The following is a 21,853-nucleotide window of genomic DNA, read 5'->3' on the forward strand; positions in this document are numbered from 1 at the left end:
ATAATAGAGTGATTTTATTTTGGAGGTGCACCATGGCACGCTATATTGGAAAAAGATTAATTTATATGTTCATCACCTTAGCGCTTATTGCCACGTTTACATTTTTCTTGATGAAAATATTACCAGGTTCCCCAATTGCTTCCGCAGATAAGCTATCTCCTGAACAACGGGCAGTCGTAGAGGCACGGTACGGACTGGACCAACCCCTTCCTGTTCAATATTTCGATTATATGTTTGGTTTGCTAAAAGGTGATTTGGGTATTTCGATTAACCAATTCAAAGGCGCAAACGTAACGGATGTTATTTTAAGCCGCATGGGGCCGTCAGCCCAGATCGGATTCCAAGGGATGCTCCTCGGGACTGTTCTAGGAATCCTGTTCGGGATGGTCGCGGCACTCAGGCAAAATACTTGGGTGGATTATGGAAGTACGATTGTCGCAATCATCGGTATATCCATTCCATCGTTTGTTTTTGCATCCATGCTACAATATTGGCTCGGTTTAAAATGGGACCTGTTCCCAGTGGCGCTATGGAAAGACGGATTCATGTCCAGCGTATTGCCGTCAATAGCATTGGCGATGTTCCCGCTGGCAACGGCTGCACGGTTTATCCGTACAGAAATGATCGAAGTTCTTGGCTCGGATTACATTACTTTGGCAAAAGCTAAAGGGGCCAGCGGTTCTGAAATCGCTTTCAAACACGCATTCCGTAATGCCTTGATTCCATTGATCACGGTTCTTGGGCCGATGGCAGTCAGCATCTTGACAGGCTCTCTCGTGGTCGAACAGATTTTCGCGATTCCTGGAATCGGTGAGCAGTTCGTAAAATCAATCATGGTCAATGACTTCTCGATCATCATGGGTACGACCATTTTCTTCTCGGTTTTCCTGATCGTTGTCATTTTGATTGTAGATATTTTGTATGGCGTCATCGATCCTCGTATTCGTCTTTCAGGAGGTAAGAGTTAATGACACAGAACTATGAAAAGCTTCCTCAAGATGCGTTTACCCGCATCCCGAGGGACACCCAAGAGGCAGAGAAAATCTCCAAACCAAGTGTCAGTTTTTGGCAAGATGCTTGGCGCAGCCTTAAGAAAAACAAAGGCGCAATCATCAGTTTGATCCTATTCGGCTTGATTGTTCTCATGTCCTTTATCGGACCAATGATCAGCCCTTATGAACCGAACGACCAGACCATTACACATGCCAACTTGCCGCCGAAAATGCCGGTCATCGAAAACCTAGGCATCATGGACGGGGTAGGTACCCTTGGCGGGCGTGAAGTCGATATGTACGAAATGAAGAATGTTGAACAGAATTACTGGTTCGGGACAGATGGCCTTGGCCGGGATATGTTCTCGCGTGTATGGAAAGGGACACAAGTGTCCTTGTTCATCGCGTTCGTTGCAGCAGCGATCGATATGCTGATCGGCGTAATCTATGGCGGGATTTCCGGCTACTTCGGAGGCCGTGTGGATGATGTCATGCAGCGTATCGTCGAGATTTTGACAGGTATTCCAAACTTGGTCGTGGTTATCCTCTTCATCCTCATCATGGATCCGGGGATACTCGCAATTATCATTGCCTTGACGATAACCGGTTGGACCGGCATGTCGCGGGTAGTGCGCGGGCAGGTTCTTAAATACAAGAGCCAGGAATTCGTACTTGCCGCCCGCACGCTCGGCGCAAGCGATAGCCGCATCATCTGGAAGCATTTGATGCCGAACGTTCTCGGTGTCGTCATCATCAACACGATGTTCACGATTCCAGGCGCTATTTTCTTCGAAGCATTCTTGAGCTTTATCGGGCTCGGGCTCCAGGCTCCGGATGCGTCTCTAGGGACATTGATCAATGATGGATATAAACTGATCCAGTACCGGCCGCATATCCTTTTGTTCCCGGCAGTAGTGTTGAGTTTAATCATGATTGCATTTAACTTGATCGGTGACGGCTTGCGTGATGCGCTCGATCCGAAGATGAAAGATTAAGGAGGAAAGCCTTAGATGGAAAAAATACTTCAAGTAAAAGACCTCGAACTTTCCTTCCACACATTTGGTGGCGAAGTAAAGGCAATCCGAGGCGTCAACTTTGATCTATATAAAGGTGAAACATTGGCAATCGTAGGTGAATCCGGTTCGGGTAAATCCGTTACAACCAAATCGATCATGCGTTTATTGCCCGAAGCAACTTCAGAATTCAAAAACGGTGAAATCCTTTTCGGCGGGCGTGACTTGACGAAATTGAGCGATAAGGAAATGCAGAAAATCCGCGGAAAAGACATCTCGATGATTTTCCAGGATCCTATGACATCGCTCAACCCGACGATGCCGATTGGCCGCCAGATTACAGAGCCGATTTTGAAACACCAAAAAATCGGTAAAGATGAAGCGAAAAAAGTGGCGATCGATTTGCTGCGTTTGGTCGGCATGCCGAAACCTGAACTTCGCATGAAACAATACCCTCACCAATTCTCGGGCGGGCAGCGCCAGCGGATCGTAATCGCGATCGCTTTGGCCTGCAATCCGCAGATCTTGATCGCCGATGAGCCAACGACTGCTCTCGACGTGACGATCCAAGCGCAAATCCTTGAATTGATGAAAGACTTGCAGAAAAAAATCGATACATCGATCATTTTCATCACGCATGACCTCGGAGTGGTGGCGAACGTCGCAGATCGCGTAGCAGTCATGTACGGAGGGAAAATCGTAGAAATCGGCACAGTCGATGAGATTTTCTACAACCCGCAACATCCATACACATGGGGCCTTCTCAGTTCAATGCCTTCAATGGATGCAGAAGATGCAAAACTGTATGCGATTCCTGGCACGCCGCCGGATCTTCTCGACCCGCCAAAAGGCGATGCATTCGCGCTGCGCAGTGAATACGCCATGAAGATCGATATGGAACAGCCGCCTCCGTTCTTTAAAGTCAGCGATACGCACATGGCGGCCACATGGCTTCTTCATCCTGAAGCGCCAGCAGTTGAACCGCCTGAAATGGTTATCGAACGGATGAAAAAGTTCCCTGGAAGCCGTTATTATGAAGGGAGCGCGAACTGATGGCTGAAAAATTGGTTGAAATCAAGAACCTCAAACAACATTTCAATGTCGGCAAAGCAAACGAAGTAAAAGCAGTCGATGGCATTTCTTTCGATATTTATAAAGGGGAAACGCTTGGCCTTGTAGGCGAGTCAGGTTGCGGAAAATCCACAACTGGCCGCTCGATCATTCGCTTGTATGATGCGACGGATGGCCAAGTGCTTTATGAAGGGGAAAGTGTGCACGGCAAGAAAAACAAGAAAGACCTAAAGAAATTCAACCGTAAAATGCAGATGATTTTCCAGGATCCTTATGCTTCCTTGAACCAACGGATGAAAGTCATGGATATCATCGCTGAAGGCATCGATATCCACGGTTTGGCAAAAGACGCCAACGACCGCAAGAAAATGGTCTATGACCTATTGGAAACGGTTGGCTTGAACAAAGAGCACGCGAATCGTTATCCGCATGAATTCTCAGGCGGGCAGCGCCAGCGTTTAGGTATTGCGCGTGCTTTGGCGGTAGATCCGGACTTTATCATCGCGGATGAGCCGATTTCTGCTCTCGATGTTTCCATCCAAGCACAGGTAGTCAACTTGTTGAAAGAGCTTCAGGAAGAAAAAGGTTTGACGTATCTGTTCATCGCACACGATTTGTCGATGGTTAAATACATTTCGGACCGCATCGGCGTTATGTACTTTGGTAAGTTGGTGGAATTGGCGCCAGCTGACGAATTGTACGAAAACCCTATGCATCCATATACGCAATCATTGCTTTCGGCGATACCGCTTCCGGACCCGAACTATGAACGCAACCGCACGCGAAAAGCATACGATCCGGCAGTCCATAACTACACGGATGCGGATGATGTGAAAATGCGTGAAGTATCACCGAACCATTTCGTGAACTGTTCAGAAAAAGAATTCGCAGAGCTCCAGGAACGCATGGCAGCCAAAAAATGAACCTGAAAGCACGCCTCCTTATAGGGGCGTGTTTTTTGGTGGAACCAAAGCTTTCTGTCAAGTTCGACCCTAAGGCAAATAAATGTCCCGACGACTCTAAATTTACTAAATTATCCTGTTAAAAGTTCATAAAAATGGTAAACTGAAGAAAAGCTGAAAAGGTGTGTGAATCTGTGTGAAATCCTTGAAATGGCTTGCGGCGCCCTTAATCCTATTGGGAAGCGCCAGCTCAGTACAGGCGGCTGAAACCGCAACAGAAGACTTTTCGACCCGTACATATGAAGTAGCGAGCATCGACTCGGGGTTGCTTGGGACATCGGAACGTTTCCGGTTCGATTCGGGATTGAATTTCGATTATCCTGACGCAGTCCGGGGAATATTTGTCACTGGAAACTCAGCCGGGGGAGAGCGTTTTTCTTCGCTTGTCAACCTCATTGGGAACACGGATTTAAATGCAATGGTCATTGATGTCAAGGAAGATAAAGGACATTTGACGTATATGCCTGAAGAAGGGTCTTCGTTGGCTGGCAAAGGAATCGGGACGTCATTGATCAAAGATCCGCGTGCGATGCTTGAACAAATGGAACAAGAACAGATTTACCCGATCGCCCGTGTAGTTGTCTTCAAGGATACGGTGCTTGCCGAACAACGCCCTGAACTTTCCTTTACTTCGGGAGGCCAGGTGTGGAAAAATCGCCGCGAAGAAGCATTCGTCAATCCGTTCATGCGGGAAGTTTGGGACTATAATGTGGAAGTGGCAATAGAAGCTGCAAAAATGGGATTCAAAGAAATCCAATTTGACTATGTGCGTTTCCCGGAAGGTTTTGAGCGTTACGGTGAGCAGCTGGACTATTCGATGGGTGATTACGCAGAATCCAATTTAGACCCGGTGCAGCGCCGCGTTGAAGCTGTAACGGACTTTGTTGCCTATGCAAGGGAAAAACTCGAACCTTATGATGTAGAGGTATCAGTTGATATTTTCGGCTATGCCGCAACATTGCCGGAAGCGCCAGGCATCGGGCAGAACTTCTCGAAAATTTCCGAGAATGTCGATGTCATCTCATCGATGATTTATCCAAGCCATTGGACGTCTTATTTCGGTATCGCAAAGCCTGACCTGGAACCGTATAAGTTGGTCGCAGAGTATGCGAAAGTTGAAAATGAGGTTCTTGCCAAACTGGACGAAGCGCCTGTATCGCGCCCTTGGCTGCAAGATTTCACCGCCAGCTATTTAGGCGCCGGCAACTATAAGCGTTACGGCAAGGCGGAAGTGGAAGCCCAGATCCGTGCATTGAATGATCAGGGAATCGATGAATTCCTTCTTTGGAACGCCGGGAATCGTTATTCGGCTGGCGTCGACTATACACCTGAATAATCGAAATGCCCCTCTGGACGTCATTGTCCCAGGAGGGGCATTTTCGTTTCCGGACCGCTATTTAAAATAAGCTGGAATTGAAACCTTTTCAGTGATAAAACGTACTATATAATAGAAGCTTCATTTTCAAAAAAAAAATCGTAAATGAGAATAAATTTTTCTTATAGAAGTTTAATTGATAAACGAAGCGGGTAAATTTCTAATGTATAAGTTTTACAAAATCTCTGAAAATGTAGCGAGACTGTGACACAATCGATGTTTTTTTAAAATTCTCGCTGTCAGCTATATATTACTGAAGCCTAATGTTGTATAATGATTGTAGAGCTTCTAAACGATAGTGATTCTAATTTAAGAATGAATTCCCTCAACACCTATGAATCCGAAAGGAAGTGCTCCATTATGATGGTTACATTATTCACTTCTCCAAGCTGTACGTCTTGCCGCAAGGCGAAAGCGTGGCTGGAAGAACATGATATCCCATATACAGAACGCAATATTTTCTCCGAACCTTTGACAATCAGTGAAATCAAAGAAATTCTGCGTATGACAGAGGACGGGACGGATGAAATCATTTCGACTCGTTCGAAGATCTTCCAAAAACTGAATGTAGACGTAGAGAGCTTGCCATTGCAGCGCCTCTATGAATTGATTCAAGAACATCCGGGCTTATTGAGACGCCCGATCATCATGGATGAAAAACGCCTGCAAGTCGGTTATAACGAAGATGAGATCCGCCGATTCCTTCCAAGAAAAGTGCGCGCGTATCAATTGCTGGAAGCTCAGCGCATGGTCAACTGAGAATAAGGAGAAAAAGCTGTCCGGTCTTTATGGTTTTTCATAAGGGATCATGGGGCGGCTTTTCTTTATCCTGTTAATATATCGCCCCGTCCATCTTTTCCTCAGGGGCGTGTGTTTCTGTCCTGATTAGTTGCAAAAGTCTGTCGATTCGATTAGACTCTAAGTTAATTATCTTCTCGTGCCGCCTATAGGCAGAAAAATGTTTTTAAGCCTTCAGGAAAGGTATAATGAAGGTAGTAATAAATCACGGCTTTTGAGGAACTTCCTCTTAATCCGATCCGAAAAGGAGAGGTGTAGAATGGAAATAGAACGCATTAACGACAACACAGTGAAATTTTACATTTCCTATCTTGATGTTGAAGAGCGAGGGTTCAGCCGTGACGAAATTTGGTTTAACAGAGACAAAAGCGAAGAGCTTTTCTGGGAAATGATGGATGAAGTCAATGAAGAAGCCGATTTCGTTATGGAGGGGCCGCTGTGGATCCAAGTACAAGCCATGGACAAAGGACTTGAAGTCACTGTCACTCGTGCGCAATTGACGAAAGACGGGCAAAAACTTGATTTGCCGGATGATATAGAAGAACGACGCAAAATGTTTTCTGGAGAAGAAACTGGTTCGCCGGAATTTGATGAATTCGAACCGGTTTATGACGAAGGCGATGCAAAGAAACTCGAATACTCATTTGTCCTCTCGGAAGTGGAAGAATTGCTTCCGATAGCGAAGCGCCTCATGTACATGCCAGTCGATACGGCATTGTACCACTTTGACGGCAAGTATTATATGCATGTGAAGTTTGATGAGATCTTGCATTCGGAAAAAGACATTAAAGACCAATTGAGCGTCATCACTGAATATTTGCAGCAAACTCCGATGACGATTCACCGTCTGGAAGAGTATGGCAAGCCGATCTTCAAAGAAGATGCACTGTCGAATGTATTGCATTATTTCGGCTAAAAAACCTCCTTTACAGGAGGTTTTTTTTGCCTTTTTGCCTTTTTCATAGGGAGCGAAGGCGATTTCAAAGAAGCAGACAGCCTTTTCTGTATTGCGCACATTGACTCTTCCGCGTAAACTGAAAAAAAGGAGAGTGATTCATATACTGACAGCGCTCGTCAAAGGCCGTTTATTTACGCTGCAAGCTTATCACACAAGGCAACAACTGATTCAGCTGCGAAGGGACTGTACTTTTCAATGTCCCGCTTGCGAAGCCCCGGTCGTCTTGAAAGTCGGCACAACGAAAATCCCCCATTTCGCCCATCTCCAGCAATTCTCCTGTACGCCAGGCAGTGAACCGGAAACACCGCTTCATCTGCTCGGGAAATCCCGTTTAGCTTCTTTTTTTCATGTCAAGAAAATTCCGGTCCATGTCGAACATTACTTACCCCGTATTAAACAGCGCCCCGACCTGTTAGCCGGGAACTCGGCAATTGAAATCCAGTGCAGCCCATTGCCCGCAGAGCAGGTTATCAAGCGCAGCCAAGGATATGCCAAGATGGGGCTCCATCCTGTCTGGATCAGGGGGACGGAACACATTCCGGCTCCTGGCCTCGGTGTTTTCCAAATCCGCCCGTTTGAACAAGCGATGTTCCGCGGTACTCAATTCCACCCGCATCTCCTGCAATTCAACCCCGATCATTCACTCTTCGTCTATTACTCCAATCTTTTTTATATACAGGGCAACCGTTGGGTCGCGAAGGCATCGCTCCTGCCGATGATTGAACAAGTCCATCCTTTTGCCGTGCCGAAAAAATTGAACGAAACCGAATACTATCAGGCAGCAGCCCTGATGCGGGTAGAAAGGAATAAATATATCCGTTCCCAATTATTTGCGAAGAACCGGATGAGGAATCCTTTCTGGCGCTTGAGCTATGAGCTTCAGCTCGACAGGGAAGCCATCCCGGAAATTTTCGGTTTGCCGCTTACAGGGGGCCACCTGTTTTTGGAGCCTCCCTTGCTATGGCAAATGAAAGCTGCGCTGATGATCGAGTGTGGAAAACCGGTGGAAACGCTTTTAGATGAAAAGCTGGTCAAGACTGCGCCTTCTGGTATAGAAAACCGTCCATTATTGCAGGTGCTTTCAGCATATGAAACCCTCTATAGAAATGGGCGTTCCATGTGCTTTTCGGAAGTGGTGGATATTTCCTATCATCTGCTTGCAAAAGCGTGGGAAAATTGAGAAAATAAGGTGTAATTCGTTTCCCGAAACAAGGGAAAGAGGAGGCAGCCAAATGACGGAAAAACTGATGACAAGAGATCAAGTGCCTGCAGAACTGACATGGCGCTTGGAGGATATTTTTGCTACAGATTCACAATGGGAAGAGGAATTCAAAGCTGTCTCGGCGTTGGCTGAGAAAGCTGGACAATACGAAGGCACTTTATCGGGCGGGGCAGATGCCCTATACGATGCGCTTAGCTATAAAGATGAATTGTCGGAACGGCTGCGCAGGCTTTACACATACGCCCATATGCGCTATGACCAGGACACGACGAATTCTACTTACCAAGCGATGGACAGCCGCATCAAATCACTGTTTGCCAAAACCGCGGCAGGATTATCTTTCATGACACCTGAAATCCTATCCTTGGATGAAACGGAACTGAATCGCTACGTCGAAGAACATAAGGGGCTGAAGCTTTATCAGCACGCGCTCGAAGAACTGAATAAGATGCGCCCGCACGTCCTGAAAGCGGAGCAGGAAGCCCTGCTTGCGCAATTATCCGAAGTGGTGGGGGCATCTTCTGAAACTTTCGGCATGCTCAACAATGCGGATTTGGAATTTCCGGAAATTGAAAATGAAGACGGCGAAAAAGTGCAGATTACGCATGGCAATTACATCCGCTTCATGGAAAGCAAAGACCGGCGTGTGCGCGAAGACGCATTCAAAGCCGTATATGCGACATATGGAAAATTCCGCAATACGTTTGCTTCCACTTTATCCGGAAATGTCAAACGCGATAACGTCCATGCTAGAATCCGCAATTACTCGTCAGCCCGGGAAGCGGCGCTCTCGGATGACCATATCCCGGAAGCGGTGTACGATCAATTGGTCGAAACCGTCAATGACAATTTGCATCTATTGCAGCGCTACGTAGCGCTGCGTAAGGAAGTGCTGGGCCTCGACCAGGTCCATATGTACGATATGTATACACCGCTCGTCAAGGAAGTCAAAATGGAAATCCCTTATGGCAAGGCGACGGGCATGATGCTCGAAGGTTTGCATGCGCTCGGTGAGGAGTATGTCGGCATCGTCAAATCCGGGATCGATAACCGCTGGGTCGACGTGAAAGAAAACAAAGGCAAGCGCAGCGGGGCTTATTCTTCCGGGGCTTACGGAACAAACCCTTATATCTTGATGAACTGGCAGGACAATGTAGACAACCTGTTCACTTTGGCACATGAATTCGGCCATAGCGTCCACAGCTATTACACACGGCAAAACCAGCCATTCATTTACGGCGATTATTCCATTTTCGTGGCGGAAGTCGCATCGACGACAAATGAAGCACTGCTCAATGAACATTTGGTCAATACGACAGAAGATGAGCAGGAGCGCATCTATTTGCTCAACCACTGGCTGGATGGTTTCCGCGGAACGGTCTTCCGCCAGACGATGTTTGCTGAATTCGAACACATGATCCACCAAATGGACCAGAACGGCGAAGCCTTGACAGCCGACCGCTTGACGGAAGTGTATTACGAATTGAACAAAAAGTATTTTGGTGAAGACATGGCAGTGGATGAAGAGATCGGCCTCGAGTGGGCGCGCATCCCGCATTTCTACTATAATTACTACGTATTCCAGTATGCAACCGGCTTCAGTGCCGCTACGGCGCTAAGCAAAAAAATCCTGGAAGAAGGCGAGCCTGCCGTGGAGCGTTATATCAACGAATTCCTGAAAGCCGGCAGCTCCGATTACCCGATTGAAGTACTGAAAAAAGCCGGCGTTGACATGACTTCTTCCGAGCCGGTAGAAGAGGCATGCAAAGTCTTTGGGCAAAAGCTTGAAGAGTTGGAAGCTTTATTATTGAAGAAATGAAGCATCATTGAGAAAAGCCTCTGCGGTTACATCCAGCAGAGGCTTTTTTGGGCTTCTCCTTATGAGTTGAAGAAGGCGCCCAATTCACCCAGGAATATATATACAGGACTCGATAAAGTCCTCGCCATCATTATTGCAAAATGAAAAAATGGAACGGGGAAAGCAAATAGGAACTCTTAAAACGCTAATTAAAGTTATTTAAAAATAATTTATCTAGAAGAGAGTTATATGTAAGCGCTTGATATTATGACAGATTTGTGAAATGATTTGTGATTTATTGCATTAACTATTATGGCGTGATATTATTAGGTTGTGAAATTAATCACATACAAACATACACCCCTTTGTTTGAGCGTGAACATTTCTCCCATCCCCTTTGTGTAAGATAAGAAAGGCGCCTTCCGGACGTGGAAGGCGCCTTTCGCTGTTATTTATGGAAGAAAAATAAGCTAAGCCCCGTTTACGGGAGCTTAGCTTATTTCACTTTCCATAATGTTTCGTCCTGCATAGGGATGCGTTCCAGTTTCTGCTGCAGCACTTGCTTTTTCAGCTCGCGTTCTGCGGTTTGTTCGCTGATATTGTAGATGCTCGCTACTTCGTGCGTCGCCATCGTCGGATACTTTATGAACAGGTCATCGAGAGAAGGCGGGGATTGCCGGTTGAGCCGGTCTTTTCCCAGCATTTCCTGTAGGATGGTCAAATAGACGTCGTATGAATAAAGGCCTGAAACTTTGACGCCTTCGTCTTCGATGCATTCGTTGAAAAAGACGATGCTTGGCACTTCGGAAATTTCCATTTCCCTTGTGATGCGCAGATCGCATTGAAATGCTTTTGCGCTGTGGGCCGAGTGGAAGTCATCTTTGAATTCGGCTTGGTCCAGTTCTGCTTCTTCCGCTATTTCAAGCAGTACATCGTAGGATGTGACGTTCCGTGATTGCAGGAAGAGATGCTCTTGCAGTTTGTACATGAATCGATTGCCTGCCCGTTTTCCCTGGAGCTCCGCCGCTTTGATGGCAACAGAGGGAAGTGCGGGGTGTTCAAGCTCGCCGCCGGCCATATCGGTATTCTTCATGCTCATATTCAGGGCGGATAATTGTGTGCTTAAGATCATCCGCATTGAAAAATAATGGCCATACTCGATTTGCAATTTGCGGATGATGGATTGAAGTTCCCAGCATGCGGGATTCATCGGGTCCATGAACACGTATAATTCCATCGGTTTGCAGGAAGCTTGGTGTTCGCGGATGTCCTCTGCCAGATCCAGGTTGCTCACTCCAACTCCTCCTCACTGTCGTAATCATTCACCATGTGGTGGGCTGTCAAAACGAGCCGGTTGAAAAACGTCTCGCGAAATTGGCCGCTGAGCCCCACTTCATCCATCGCTTCACTCATGCACTCCAACCAGGCTTGCGCGCGGTCGGGAGTGATCGGGAAAGGATGGTGGCGTGCTTTCAGGCGCGGGTGCCCGTGTTCTGCCGAGTAAATGTTCGGGCCGCCTAAATATTGTGTTAAGAACTGTTTTTGTTTTCTCGCTGTTTCGGTCAGGTCGTCAGGGAAAATGGGTGCAAGTTTCGGATGGGCTGAGACGCGCGCATAGAAGGCGTCCACCAGGTTTGATAATGTTTCCGCGCCGATTTGATCGTACGGGAGAAGCGGTTTTTCAGTCATCAGTCTTGTCCCCTTTGTGGTTGCTGTAAATCCATTCTATCAACGCATGGTAAATATCTCAAACAAATCGCATGCCACCGAACGGTTGTGCCAGCTTTAACGTTTGGAAGCCGCCTTCATGAAACGAGCGATTTTCTTGTCTGCCGGGCGCATCGGGATGCGTTTTTCTTCGAGCAAAGAGATGAATATCCGCTTGCCGGCCGCCTCATCTGTGACTTCGTATTCCAGTTCAAAATCTTCCACGCCTAAGTATTCCGAATGGTCCAGGACGAGAAGCCCGCCTTTGTATTCAATTTCTGCGCGATGGGTCGTCAACGAACCGATATGCGTCAAATCGGAGGGGGAGACACCAAGCCGTTCGAGTTCAGCGGAAACTTCGGGTGCATCGAACTGCCTTAAACCTAACATGGCTGACGCCTGTCCTTCGTCCAAGCTATCGGTCGTTTCGTAATTTCCTGAAGCGGCGGGTGTTTTGAGCGTACATTCATACCGGCTGCCGATGGTGCGCAGGCGAAGAGCTGCCTTTTGGTCACGCAGACGGAAATCGGCCGTGTCGAAATAATGGTTGGTCTGGCTGATGGGGGCCAATTTTTGTTCTCCCAGTAATTCGCTATACTCTTCTTTCGTCAGCATATTCTTGAATTCGATTTCGAGTTCTTTTGCCATTTGTTCACCTCATTATGATATAGAAACCCCTTTTCTATCAGTTAAGGAGCGGTTTTTTTAAAAAAAGCAGGACAGCTTGGCCGGACAAGGGCGGAAATCATGCTTGCGCCGTTTTCCCGTGGCTTGGCCGTTAATTTCATTATCGGATAGTTGGATGCAATCTGCAACGCAGAGCATTGCTGTGGTAAAATAGCGGTATGTAGAGACGGCCCTGTGCTGGGCTTAAAGGATAGTAAACAGGCAAAGCAGTGAGGAGGGCCAGATATGGGGCAATGGAATCGTTTTTTGGCGCCGTATAAACAGGCGGTCGACGAGATGAAAGTGAAATTCAAAGGAATGCGCAAGCAATTTGAAACGAACAATACGAATTCTCCGATTGAGTTCGTTACCGGCCGCGTTAAGCCGCTGGCGAGCATCTATGATAAAACCTTGGAAAAGGGGCTATTGTTTGAACCATCGGAAGAGTTGGCCCGCAATTTACAGGACATCGCCGGTTTGCGGATGATGTGTCAATTCGTCGGGGATATCGAGACCGTGGTAGAGCTTTTGCGCCAGCGCAATGATTTGCGGATTGTCGAGGAAAAGGATTATATCTCCCATGAAAAACAAAGCGGCTATCGTTCTTATCATGTCATCGTGGAGTATCCTGTACAGACCATCGACGGCGAGCAGCTGATTCTCGCGGAAATCCAGATCCGGACCTTGGCGATGAATTTCTGGGCTTCGATCGAACATTCCCTGAACTATAAATATAAAGGCGTGTTTCCTGAAGAAATCAAGCTGCGCCTGCAGCGTGCAGCGGAAGCGGCATTTCAGCTCGATGAAGAGATGACGCAGATCAGGGATGAAATCCAGGAAGCGCAAGCGTATTTCAGCGAATACAAAGAATCCCCAGGAACGCGATTTCCCGGAGAGGCAGAAGGAGGTCGAAAGGATACATGAAATTTTATATCATATCCAGAAGTGATGATTTATCCAATCGATTAATGGAAGAAGCGCGCACGTATCTAGAAGATTTCGGCATGGAATGGAGCGAGGCGGAACCGCAGATCGTCCTGTCGATCGGCGGCGATGGTACCTTGCTGCATGCGTTCCATAAATACAGCGAACGATTGGATGCCGTGGCATTCGTCGGCATCCACACCGGCCACCTCGGTTTTTACGCCGACTGGAAGCCGATCGAAATCGAAAAGCTCGTGATCGCCATCGCGAAGAAGGAATTTGAAGTCATTGAATATCCGTTGCTGGAGGTGACGGTGCGTTACCGGAGCGAGCAGGAATCATCCACTTATTTGGCGTTGAACGAATCGACCGTCAAATCGCCGGATGTCACGCTTGTCATGGACGTCTTTTTGAATGATAGCCATTTTGAACGTTTCCGTGGAGACGGCTTATGCATGTCTACGCCTTCGGGAAGTACGGCGTATAATAAAGCACTCGGCGGGGCGATTATCCATCCGTCCTTGCCTGCGATGCAATTGACCGAGATGGCATCGATCAACAACCGCGTGTTCCGGACAGTCGGTTCGCCGCTGGTGTTGCCATCGCACCATCGCTGCACGCTGCTTCCGGTGAAGGCGCCTGATTTCATGGTGACGATCGACCATCTTCAATTGCTCCATAAAGACGTCGAGTCGATCGAGTACCGTGTGGCGAAAGAAAAAGTGCGCTTCGCCCGTTTCCGTGCATTTCCATTCTGGCGCCGTGTCCATGACTCATTCATCGATAGCGACCTGTCGGAGGATTGACCGCATGAAAGCATTTCAAATCGAATTTACAGCACGAGAGCATGGGCTATTGCGGGAAGCGCTGCAAAACTATGGCATATCCAAAAGGACGCTGGCTTCCGTGAAATACGGCGGGGGCCATTTGCTGGTTAACGGTTCGGAAGTGACGGTCAGGCATCCACTTGAAATCGGGGATGCCGTGACCGTTATTTTTCCGAAAGAAACACAAGGCAAAGGCTTGACGGCAGAAAACGGGCCGCTTGCCATCGTCTATGAAGATGAGGCCTTATTGATCGTCGAAAAACCGCCAGGGCAAAACACCATCCCGTCGCGCGAACAGCCTTTCGGCAGCCTGGCGAATTACGTTGCCGGCCATTTCGGGCGGCATGGCATACCGTCGACACTGCATATCGCTACACGGCTTGATAAAGACACTTCAGGGTTGGTATGCATCGCCAAAAATCGCCATGTCCATCATTTGCTGTCTGTGCAGCAGCAGGAAAAACGGATGAACCGCCGCTATGAAGCGTTTGTCCATGGTGAAGTGGCGGCTGAAAAGCTGGTAATCACCGCTCCTATCGGCCGCAAAGGAACGAGCATCATCGAGCGCGAAGTGAGGGAAGATGGCAAATTTGCCGAGACCGAGATGGAATTGATCCAGTCGGATGGCGGCATCAGCCATGTCCGGCTGAAATTGAATACCGGCAGGACCCATCAGATCCGTGTCCATATGGCCCATATCGGACATCCATTGCTGGGAGATGATCTATACGGGGGCGGACGCGAATTGATCGAAAGGCAAGCGCTGCATTGCACTGAATTGCAGCTCGATCATCCTGTCTCCGGGAAGCGGCTGTCGTATACATCCGCTCTCGCCGGCGATATGCATGGATTGATTCAATCGTAGTGATGGAAGCGATCCGGCTGATAGGGCTGTCTTGACGGGACTTGATGAATATCCATTTCCGGAAATCGCAATGCGGTTAGGGCGCCGCCGAATACACATCCGGTATCGATGTTAACGGTATTGTTTTGGAAGTAAGGCGTCTCGACAGGGGTGTGCCCGTAAACGATCCAGTGGTCACCCTTATAGCCCTTCGCCCAATTGCCGCGTACCGGACGGCCGTCGGCATGATATTTGCCGGTGATTTCGCCGTATAAAGCAAAAGTGATCATTTTGCGGCTCAGTGCTTTTCCGATCATGTCCTGGCGCAGGCCCGCATGGACGACAATCAGCTCGTCCCGCAGCTGATGGTAAAGGGGGAGGGCCTCATAAAACCGGAGATAGCGATCCTGGAACTTTTTTTGCTCTCTCTTATCCAGTCCGCGCCATTCGGCAACCGTCACTTCCAGGCCATGCAGCAGCTCCACAGGATTGCCTTTGAAAAAGCGGTATAGTTTATTGCAATGATTGCCGGGGGAATAATAGAGGATGCCCGCGTCCTGCATGGCGAACAATAGCCGCAACACCGCGAGGGATTCGGGGCCGCGGTCCATGGCATCTCCCACAAATGCAAGATTCCGGCCTTCCGGATGCACCGGGAGGCCATTTTCGAAACGGTAGCCGAGCTGTTCGATCAGTTCGGCCAGTTCATCGAAGCAACCGTGGATATCACCGATAACATCATATTTCATATTCTTCAGCTCCTATATGGTGTACATTGATTTTAGTGTAACGCATTTCGGGAAAAAAGCTGAAACGATTGAGGGGAGGGAGTATACATGATGGAAGAAACGAAGATCCGTGATGAAGAACTGAACGAAGAATTGATGCAGGAATTACTGGAAAAAGGGGATGTTGAAGCATTCCGAGAAGAATTTTTGTCCCACCATCCATACGACCAGGCAAGCTTTTATGAGAAAGCAGACGGTGAAACGAGGCAATTGCTCTATCAGTATCTCTCTCCGAAAGAAATGGCGGATATTTTTGAAGCCATTGAAGTGGACGATGACGAATACGAAGATTTATTCAAGGAAATGGATACGCGCTATGCATCGGATATCCTGTCTTATATGTACACCGATGATGCAGTCGATGTGCTGAATGAACTGAATAAAGACCAAGTGGCCAGTTATTTAACAATCATGGACAAGGAATCCGCCCAGCAGATCAAGGACTTGCTGCATTACGAAGAGTACACCGCGGGTTCGATCATGACGACGGAATTTGTCGCCATTCCGAAAAACTCGACGGTCCGCTCCGCGATGAACATCCTGCGCAATGCCGCACCGAACGCAGAAACGATTTATTATGTTTTTGTCATTGATGAAGAGCGAAAGCTATCGGGTATCGTGACTTTGCGCGACTTGATAATAGCGGATGAAGACACATTGATCGAAGCGATCATGAACGACCGCGTCGTCAGTGTCCAAGTAAGCGAAGACCAGGAAGAAGTCGCGCGCATGATCAAGGACTATGACTTTCTCGCATTGCCGGTGGTGGATTTCCAGGACCATCTGCTGGGCATCATCACGGTCGATGATATCATCGACGTGTTGGATGAAGAGGCGTCTGATGACTACTCCAAATTAGCTGCCGTCTCCGATATGGATACTTTTGACCGCGGCCCGCTGACAGCAGCGAAAAAACGCTTGCCATGGCTCATCTTGCTGACCTTCCTTGGCATGCTGACAGCGAACTTGATGGGCATGTTCGAAGCGACGCTCGACCAAGTGGCGCTGCTTGCCGTATTTATTCCTTTGATTGCCGGGATGGCGGGAAATAGCGGCACCCAGGCACTGGCGGTGGCCGTGCGCGGTATTGCAACGGGCGACATCGAAGAAGAAAGCAAGATAAAGCTGTTGTTCCGTGAAGCGGGGACAGGCCTGATCACAGGCGTCATCTGCGGCATTGTCGTCGTTGGGCTCGTTTACTTCTGGAAATCCGAATTGCTGATCGGGATGCTGGTCGGCACTGCGGTCGCCAGTTCGATATTTGTCGCGACTTTGGCCGGTTCATTTATCCCGTTGTTAATCCACCGGATGAAGATCGACCCAGCCGTCGCGTCGGGACCATTCATCACGACATTGAACGACATCATTTCCATCCTCATTTATTTGGGCTTGGCGACGACGTTCCTGACGAATCTATAGGCCGGTAAATGGCCAAAAGAAACAAGATCCCGGAAAGTGCAATTGCACTTTCTTTTTTTATGGGGTAATATTAGTACCAGGTAATAATATTAGGAGGTATATATATGTCGATTTCATTAAAAGATAAAACATATGTCATCATGGGTGTTGCCAATAAGCGCAGCATTGCATGGGGGATTGCGCGTTCATTGGATGCGGCCGGGGCGAACCTGATCTTTACATATGCAGGGGAGCGCTTTGAAAAGTCGGTGCGTGACTTGGTCGCGACACTTGATGGCAACCATGAGCAGATCTTGCCGTGTGATGTGACCAGTGACGAAGATGTGGAGAAGTGCTTCAATACGATCAAAGAAAGTGCCGGGAAAATCGATGGGCTTGCGCACTGCATCGCATTCGCCAAAACGGAAGAATTATCAGGCGACTTTTCCGATACATCCCGCGATGGCTTTTTGCTTGCGCATAACATCAGCTCGTACTCATTGACAATCGTTTCGAAATACGCGAAACCATTGATGACAGAAGGCGGCAGCATCGTGGCTTTGACTTATATCGGCGGAGAGCGCGTCATGCCGAACTACAATGTCATGGGCGTGGCCAAAGCGTCGCTTGAAATGTCCGTCCGTTATTTGGCAGCGGACCTTGGGAAGCACGATATCCGTGTCAATGCGATTTCATCAGGCCCAATCCGCACATTGTCTTCCAAGGGTGTCAGCGACTTCAACTCGATCTTGCGTGAGATCGAGGAGAAAGCACCGCTTCGCCGCAACACGACGCCTGAAGAAGTCGGTGACACGGCCGTCTTCCTGTTCAGCAATATGTCCCGCGGCATCACCGGTGAAGTCCTGCACGTCGACAGCGGCTATCACGTTTTGTAAAATGCATGAAAAAAACCTTCCGGAGTTTTTCCGGAAGGTTTTTTATTATAGTGTTTTCTCCATTTGGCGATGGGGAATGCCGGCGTCCATGAATTCGGGAGAGATCACATCATAGCCCAGCCGTTCATAAAACGGGATTGCATGGCTCTGTGAGTTGAGCTGCAGGCGGAAATAGCCGATAGAGCGGGCATATTCCTCCAGCTGTTGCATCATCTCGGCGCCGAAATGGTGGCCGCGGTATTCAGGCAAGACGCAAACGCGCTCGACTTTGCCGACGCCTTGTTCATATTCGCGGATCCGGGCAGCGGCAATCGGCTGTTCCAGTTCATAACCGATAAAATGGGTGGCGCTGTCGTCATGCTCGTCCATTTCCACATGAAGGGCGACGCCTTGCTCGTCGACGAAAACTTTGCGGCGGATTTCAAAAGCCTGTTCTTTTTCGAGTTCGGTTTCAACAATTTTCACTTTCTGCAATTAAGCTTCATCTCCTGACAAGCGGAATGTATCGTACACTGTCCACGAACCATCTTCCAATTGATAGAGCAAGTGGATGCGGTCGATCGTTTCTTCGTGGTCGATGCCAGCCATCTTCAATTGGCCATAGACATCGGCGTGCTCCGAATCCGATAATTTTTGTGCAATGGTGATATGCGGCACAAAAGGATGGTCCGGCATGCCGCCAAGAAAATCGGAGTGGAGGTCTTCGTGAAGATCCATCAGCTCTTTGGACGGCTCGATTTTGAAGTACAGGGCGTTCGTTACCGGCGTGAATGTGCTGACGCGCGTTGCGTGGATGCGGAAAGGCTTTTGGCGCTTGGCGATATTGGCAAGTTCCTCAGCCATCGCTTTGACTTCCGTATCGTCCGCTTCAAAAGGCCCTTTCAATGTAATATGGGGTGTGATCAATTCATAATGCGGATCATAGCGCTTCCGGTAGGAATTCGCCAAGTCTTGTAGTTTTTTGGATGGAAATGCTGCAATGCCATATTTCATAATCAATAGACCTCCTCATCTAATAAATGCTTTTCTCTTCAATTGTATCAAATTGTTCGGTTTGTTTCCTTAAGGCCTACATGCCGAAATTCATCAGCAGCGCCCTTTTCAGGTCGGGCTGCCAGTATTTCCATGTATGGTCTCCTTTGAATTCTTCGTAAAAGAGCGAAAACCCTTTATTTTTCATCAACTCATTCAACTCACGGTTCGGCGATAAAAAGTCGGCGGTTTCCCCGTTGGTCAATTTCACGTCCGTTTCTTCCGACCCGATGACATGGTAGACCGTGAACGAATTGTTCATCGGAAATTTCTCGACAGCTTCCATCATTTCCGGCCCCACTTTCGGCGACTGAAGAATGACGCGCCCGAAAATATTCGGATATTTAAGTGCGGCCATCAAGGAAACGGTGGCTGCAAGCGAATCGCCGATCAGCGTCCGGCCCATGCCGACTTGGTAAGTGGGGTATGTTTCGTCCAGATATGGCACCAGTTCATGTGCCAGGAAACGTAAGTAAGCGGCATGCTGTTCGCCGTCCGGCTCGTATTTGCGGTTGCGGTCTTGCACGCTTTTATAGGGGATGCCGACGAAGATGATGTTCTCGATTTCCTGATTTTCCAACAGTTCATCGACAACGCGCGGCACACGGCCGAGCTGGAAATAATCCTTGCCGTCCGATGCGATGACCAAGCTGTATTTATAGAGAGGAGAATAATTTGCCGGCAGATGGACGAGCACCTGCATATCTTCTCCCAAAGCATCGCTGTGAAGCGTGAAATCCTCTACGCGTCCTTTGTTCATGATGTTGCCTCCTTCTAATTCTATTGTACAAAAATTGTAACATATTCCCCCTGCAAGGTATAATGGACAGGAAGAGAAATCCAAATAGAGAGAGGGGATCGCACCATGGATGGAGGACATTTCCGTGTACATTCAGAAGAAGTGAATAAAGCGACGCATGAAGCTTTGGAAAGAAGAGGCGTCACGAAAGAAGATATCGCAAAAATCGTGTTGGACATGCAATTGCCCTTTAATGAAGGATTGACCTTGGCGCATTGCATCGAGTCGGTCGAAAGCGTCTTGCGCAAGCGGGAAATGCAGCATGCGCTCTTGGTCGGCATCGAACTCGATGAACTGGCTGAGCAAGGGAAACTATCCCAGCCGCTCCAGCAAATCGTCGGTTCCGACGAAGGCCTGTTCGGGGTCGATGAAATGATCGGGCTTGGCGCAGTACTCACTTATGGCAGCATCGCCGTGACGACGTTCGGCCATTTGGATAAAAACAAAACCGGCATCATCCATACGCTCGATACGAAATACGGGGAGCATGTCCATACCTTCCTGGATGATTTGGTTTCGAGTGTCGCAGCTTGTGCTTCAGCCCGCATCGCACACCGCACGCGCGACTTGGAGGAAGAGGGCAGAAGCTTTGAGGATCTTACTCCTGAAGAGACAACGCCGGAAACTCATGTTCCTGGCGCAGAATACGATTGATGGATAATATTAACAATAATTTGGTTTGAAAACGATTCCATTGTAAAAAATTAAATTGACAGATGGACAGAAAGTCATGGTATTATGAAGGATGAAAGAAACTATAGATAAAGGGAGGCCGATTTATGTTAAACAAAAAGTTTGGATTCTACGCGACTGTCGCTTTGGCCGGATCCGTATTCCTAGCAGGCTGTGGAGATGATGCAGCAAATGAAGAAGGCGGCGGCGGAGCAGCTGAACCGGAATTCATCAGTGTATTGACTGGTGGAACGACGGGAACTTATTATCCGCTAGGCGGAGCGATGGCGACAATCATCGAGAACGAGACAGGCATCGATACGACTGCTGAAGTGTCCCAGGCATCTGCAGCCAATATGACATCACTTGCCGATGGCACGGGCGAGATCGCTTTTGTACAGACAGATACGGCTTTCTACGCATCTGAAGGTTCGAACATGTTCGAAGGGGAAGTCATCGACAGCGTGTCCGCAATCGGGGCTCTTTATCCGGAAACGATCCAGATCGTAACGACTGAAGGATCTGGCATCACTGCATTTGAAGATTTGGCAGGAAAATCGGTATCCGTCGGGGCACCTGGCTCTGGTACGTATATCAACGCTGAGCAATTGCTTGAAATCCACGGCATGACGATGGATGACATCGACGCGCAGAACTTGGACTTTGGCGAATCTCAGGAAAGCTTGCAATCCGGACAGATCGATGCAGCATTCATCACAGCCGGAACGCCGACTGGCGCAGTTGAAAGCTTGAGTGCAACTGCCGATGTCAACATCGTTCCTGTCGCAGCTGATAAAGCAGCTGAATTGATTGAGAAATACCCATATTATGCAGAGGATGTAGTACCATCCGGCACTTATGGATTGACTGAAGAAGTTCCGACGGTTTCCGTTCTTGCGATGCTTGTTGTACAGAACGACATCTCCGAAGACACAGTCTACGATATTACAAAAGCAATTTATGAAAACACAGATCAAATCCAACACGCCAAAGCTGAGTTCATCAAAGCCGAAACAGCTCTTGATGGAATCGGGATCGATATCCATCCTGGCGCACAGCGTTACTTCGATGAAGTAAACCAATAAGAACTGATCAAAATAACTGACGATAA

The 21,853-nt window shown here is 48.2% G+C and carries 23 protein-coding genes; 16 read left to right on the forward strand and 7 right to left on the reverse strand.

The genetic code is table 11. From position 1 onward, the window contains the following. The first annotated feature begins 32 nt into the window (after positions 1-32). The 9 genes from opp3b (at position 33) to pepF (ending at position 10,210) form a co-directional block, all read left to right on the forward strand. Positions 33-968 carry an oligopeptide ABC transporter permease gene (opp3b, locus tag DP119_RS04255; protein WP_112231149.1) on the forward strand — a complete coding sequence of 312 codons (936 nt, stop codon included), beginning with the start codon at positions 33-35 and terminating at the stop codon, positions 966-968. Further along, positions 968-1,987, forward strand: coding sequence for an oligopeptide ABC transporter permease (gene opp3C / locus DP119_RS04260; protein ID WP_112231151.1), 1,020 nt, complete (start codon positions 968-970; stop codon positions 1,985-1,987). The genes opp3b and opp3C overlap by 1 nt, the downstream gene beginning before the upstream one ends. 15 nt (positions 1,988-2,002) lie before the next feature. Continuing rightward, the gene (locus DP119_RS04265; protein WP_112231153.1) at positions 2,003-3,058 is read left to right on the forward strand and encodes an ABC transporter ATP-binding protein; all 1,056 of its coding nucleotides are present in this window, start codon (positions 2,003-2,005) and stop codon (positions 3,056-3,058) included. Further along, positions 3,058-3,999, forward strand: a complete 942-nt coding sequence (locus tag DP119_RS04270; RefSeq protein ID WP_112231155.1) for an ABC transporter ATP-binding protein — start codon at positions 3,058-3,060, stop codon at positions 3,997-3,999. Before DP119_RS04265 ends, DP119_RS04270 begins: the two co-directional genes overlap by 1 nt. Before the next feature lie 175 nt (positions 4,000-4,174). Beyond that, entirely contained in the window at positions 4,175-5,374 is a 1,200-nt protein-coding gene (locus DP119_RS04275) for a putative glycoside hydrolase (protein WP_420812283.1), read from the forward strand. Between the two features lie 402 nt (positions 5,375-5,776). After that, a complete protein-coding gene (spxA, locus tag DP119_RS04280) occupies positions 5,777-6,172 on the forward strand; it encodes a transcriptional regulator SpxA (protein ID WP_008429739.1) in 396 nt (131 codons plus the stop codon). A 298-nt stretch (positions 6,173-6,470) separates the two neighbouring features. Then, positions 6,471-7,127: an adaptor protein MecA gene (mecA, locus tag DP119_RS04285; RefSeq protein WP_068869564.1), complete on the forward strand. Its 657-nt coding sequence runs from the start codon at positions 6,471-6,473 to the stop codon at positions 7,125-7,127. 133 nt (positions 7,128-7,260) lie between these two features. Beyond that, positions 7,261-8,349 (forward strand): competence protein CoiA, encoded by a 1,089-nt coding sequence (locus DP119_RS04290; protein WP_167399190.1) that lies wholly within the window; start codon positions 7,261-7,263, stop codon positions 8,347-8,349. A 52-nt stretch (positions 8,350-8,401) separates the two neighbouring features. Further along, a complete protein-coding gene (gene pepF / locus DP119_RS04295; RefSeq protein ID WP_112231161.1) occupies positions 8,402-10,210 on the forward strand; it encodes an oligoendopeptidase F in 1,809 nt (602 codons plus the stop codon). A gap of 475 nt (positions 10,211-10,685) precedes the next feature. Here the strand turns inward: pepF and DP119_RS04300 are convergent, their stop codons facing one another. From DP119_RS04300 to DP119_RS04310, 3 genes are all read right to left on the reverse strand, one after another. Beyond that, positions 10,686-11,483: a ClpXP adapter SpxH family protein gene (locus DP119_RS04300; RefSeq protein ID WP_112231163.1), complete on the reverse strand. Its 798-nt coding sequence runs from the start codon at positions 11,481-11,483 to the stop codon at positions 10,686-10,688. Continuing rightward, entirely contained in the window at positions 11,480-11,878 is a 399-nt protein-coding gene (locus DP119_RS04305) for a globin domain-containing protein (RefSeq protein WP_112231165.1), read from the reverse strand. Before DP119_RS04305 ends, DP119_RS04300 begins: the two co-directional genes overlap by 4 nt. A gap of 96 nt (positions 11,879-11,974) precedes the next feature. Next, positions 11,975-12,544 carry a CYTH domain-containing protein gene (locus tag DP119_RS04310; RefSeq protein WP_112231167.1) on the reverse strand — a complete coding sequence of 190 codons (570 nt, stop codon included), beginning with the start codon at positions 12,542-12,544 and terminating at the stop codon, positions 11,975-11,977. Positions 12,545-12,808: 264 nt separating this feature from the next. Between DP119_RS04310 and yjbM the strand changes: the two genes are divergently transcribed. Genes yjbM through DP119_RS04325 form a run of 3 tightly spaced genes read left to right on the forward strand, consistent with a single transcriptional unit; the run spans position 12,809 to position 15,178 of the window. Beyond that, positions 12,809-13,486, forward strand: coding sequence for a GTP diphosphokinase (gene yjbM / locus DP119_RS04315; RefSeq protein ID WP_112231169.1), 678 nt, complete (start codon positions 12,809-12,811; stop codon positions 13,484-13,486). After that, complete coding sequence (locus DP119_RS04320; protein ID WP_112231171.1) at positions 13,483-14,292, forward strand: NAD kinase; 810 nt, start codon at positions 13,483-13,485, stop codon at positions 14,290-14,292. The genes yjbM and DP119_RS04320 overlap by 4 nt, the downstream gene beginning before the upstream one ends. A gap of 4 nt (positions 14,293-14,296) precedes the next feature. Beyond that, positions 14,297-15,178, forward strand: coding sequence for an RluA family pseudouridine synthase (locus DP119_RS04325; protein ID WP_112231173.1), 882 nt, complete (start codon positions 14,297-14,299; stop codon positions 15,176-15,178). Here DP119_RS04325 and prpE read toward each other — a convergent pair. Then, a complete protein-coding gene (gene prpE / locus DP119_RS04330; protein WP_112231175.1) occupies positions 15,169-15,906 on the reverse strand; it encodes a bis(5'-nucleosyl)-tetraphosphatase PrpE in 738 nt (245 codons plus the stop codon). The two genes, DP119_RS04325 and prpE, sit on opposite strands and share 10 nt — an antisense overlap. Before the next feature lie 87 nt (positions 15,907-15,993). On the opposite strand from prpE, the gene mgtE reads away from it, so the two are divergent. Then, on the forward strand, positions 15,994-17,364 hold the full coding sequence (gene mgtE, locus DP119_RS04335; protein WP_112231177.1) for a magnesium transporter: 1,371 nt from the start codon (positions 15,994-15,996) through the stop codon (positions 17,362-17,364). Between the two features lie 104 nt (positions 17,365-17,468). Continuing rightward, a complete protein-coding gene (gene fabI, locus DP119_RS04340; RefSeq protein ID WP_058383409.1) occupies positions 17,469-18,239 on the forward strand; it encodes an enoyl-ACP reductase FabI in 771 nt (256 codons plus the stop codon). A gap of 45 nt (positions 18,240-18,284) precedes the next feature. On the opposite strand, the gene DP119_RS04345 is transcribed toward fabI, so the two are convergent. From DP119_RS04345 to DP119_RS04355, 3 genes are all read right to left on the reverse strand, one after another. After that, positions 18,285-18,713, reverse strand: a complete 429-nt coding sequence (locus DP119_RS04345) for a GNAT family N-acetyltransferase (protein WP_112231179.1) — start codon at positions 18,711-18,713, stop codon at positions 18,285-18,287. Further along, the gene (locus DP119_RS04350; protein ID WP_112231181.1) at positions 18,714-19,232 is read right to left on the reverse strand and encodes a YjcG family protein; all 519 of its coding nucleotides are present in this window, start codon (positions 19,230-19,232) and stop codon (positions 18,714-18,716) included. It lies immediately after the preceding gene. A 76-nt stretch (positions 19,233-19,308) separates the two neighbouring features. Further along, positions 19,309-20,031, reverse strand: coding sequence for an alpha/beta hydrolase (locus DP119_RS04355; protein WP_112231183.1), 723 nt, complete (start codon positions 20,029-20,031; stop codon positions 19,309-19,311). A gap of 105 nt (positions 20,032-20,136) precedes the next feature. Here DP119_RS04355 and DP119_RS04360 point away from each other — a divergent pair, with 105 nt between their 5' ends. Beyond that, positions 20,137-20,724, forward strand: a complete 588-nt coding sequence (locus DP119_RS04360; protein WP_112231185.1) for a phosphatidylglycerophosphatase A family protein — start codon at positions 20,137-20,139, stop codon at positions 20,722-20,724. 125 nt (positions 20,725-20,849) lie between these two features. Next, positions 20,850-21,827: a TAXI family TRAP transporter solute-binding subunit gene (locus DP119_RS04365; RefSeq protein ID WP_112231187.1), complete on the forward strand. Its 978-nt coding sequence runs from the start codon at positions 20,850-20,852 to the stop codon at positions 21,825-21,827. Positions 21,828-21,853: the final 26 nt, after the last annotated feature.

The organism is Planococcus maitriensis (assembly GCF_003289925.1).
Lineage (GTDB): Bacteria > Bacillota > Bacilli > Bacillales_A > Planococcaceae > Planococcus > Planococcus maitriensis.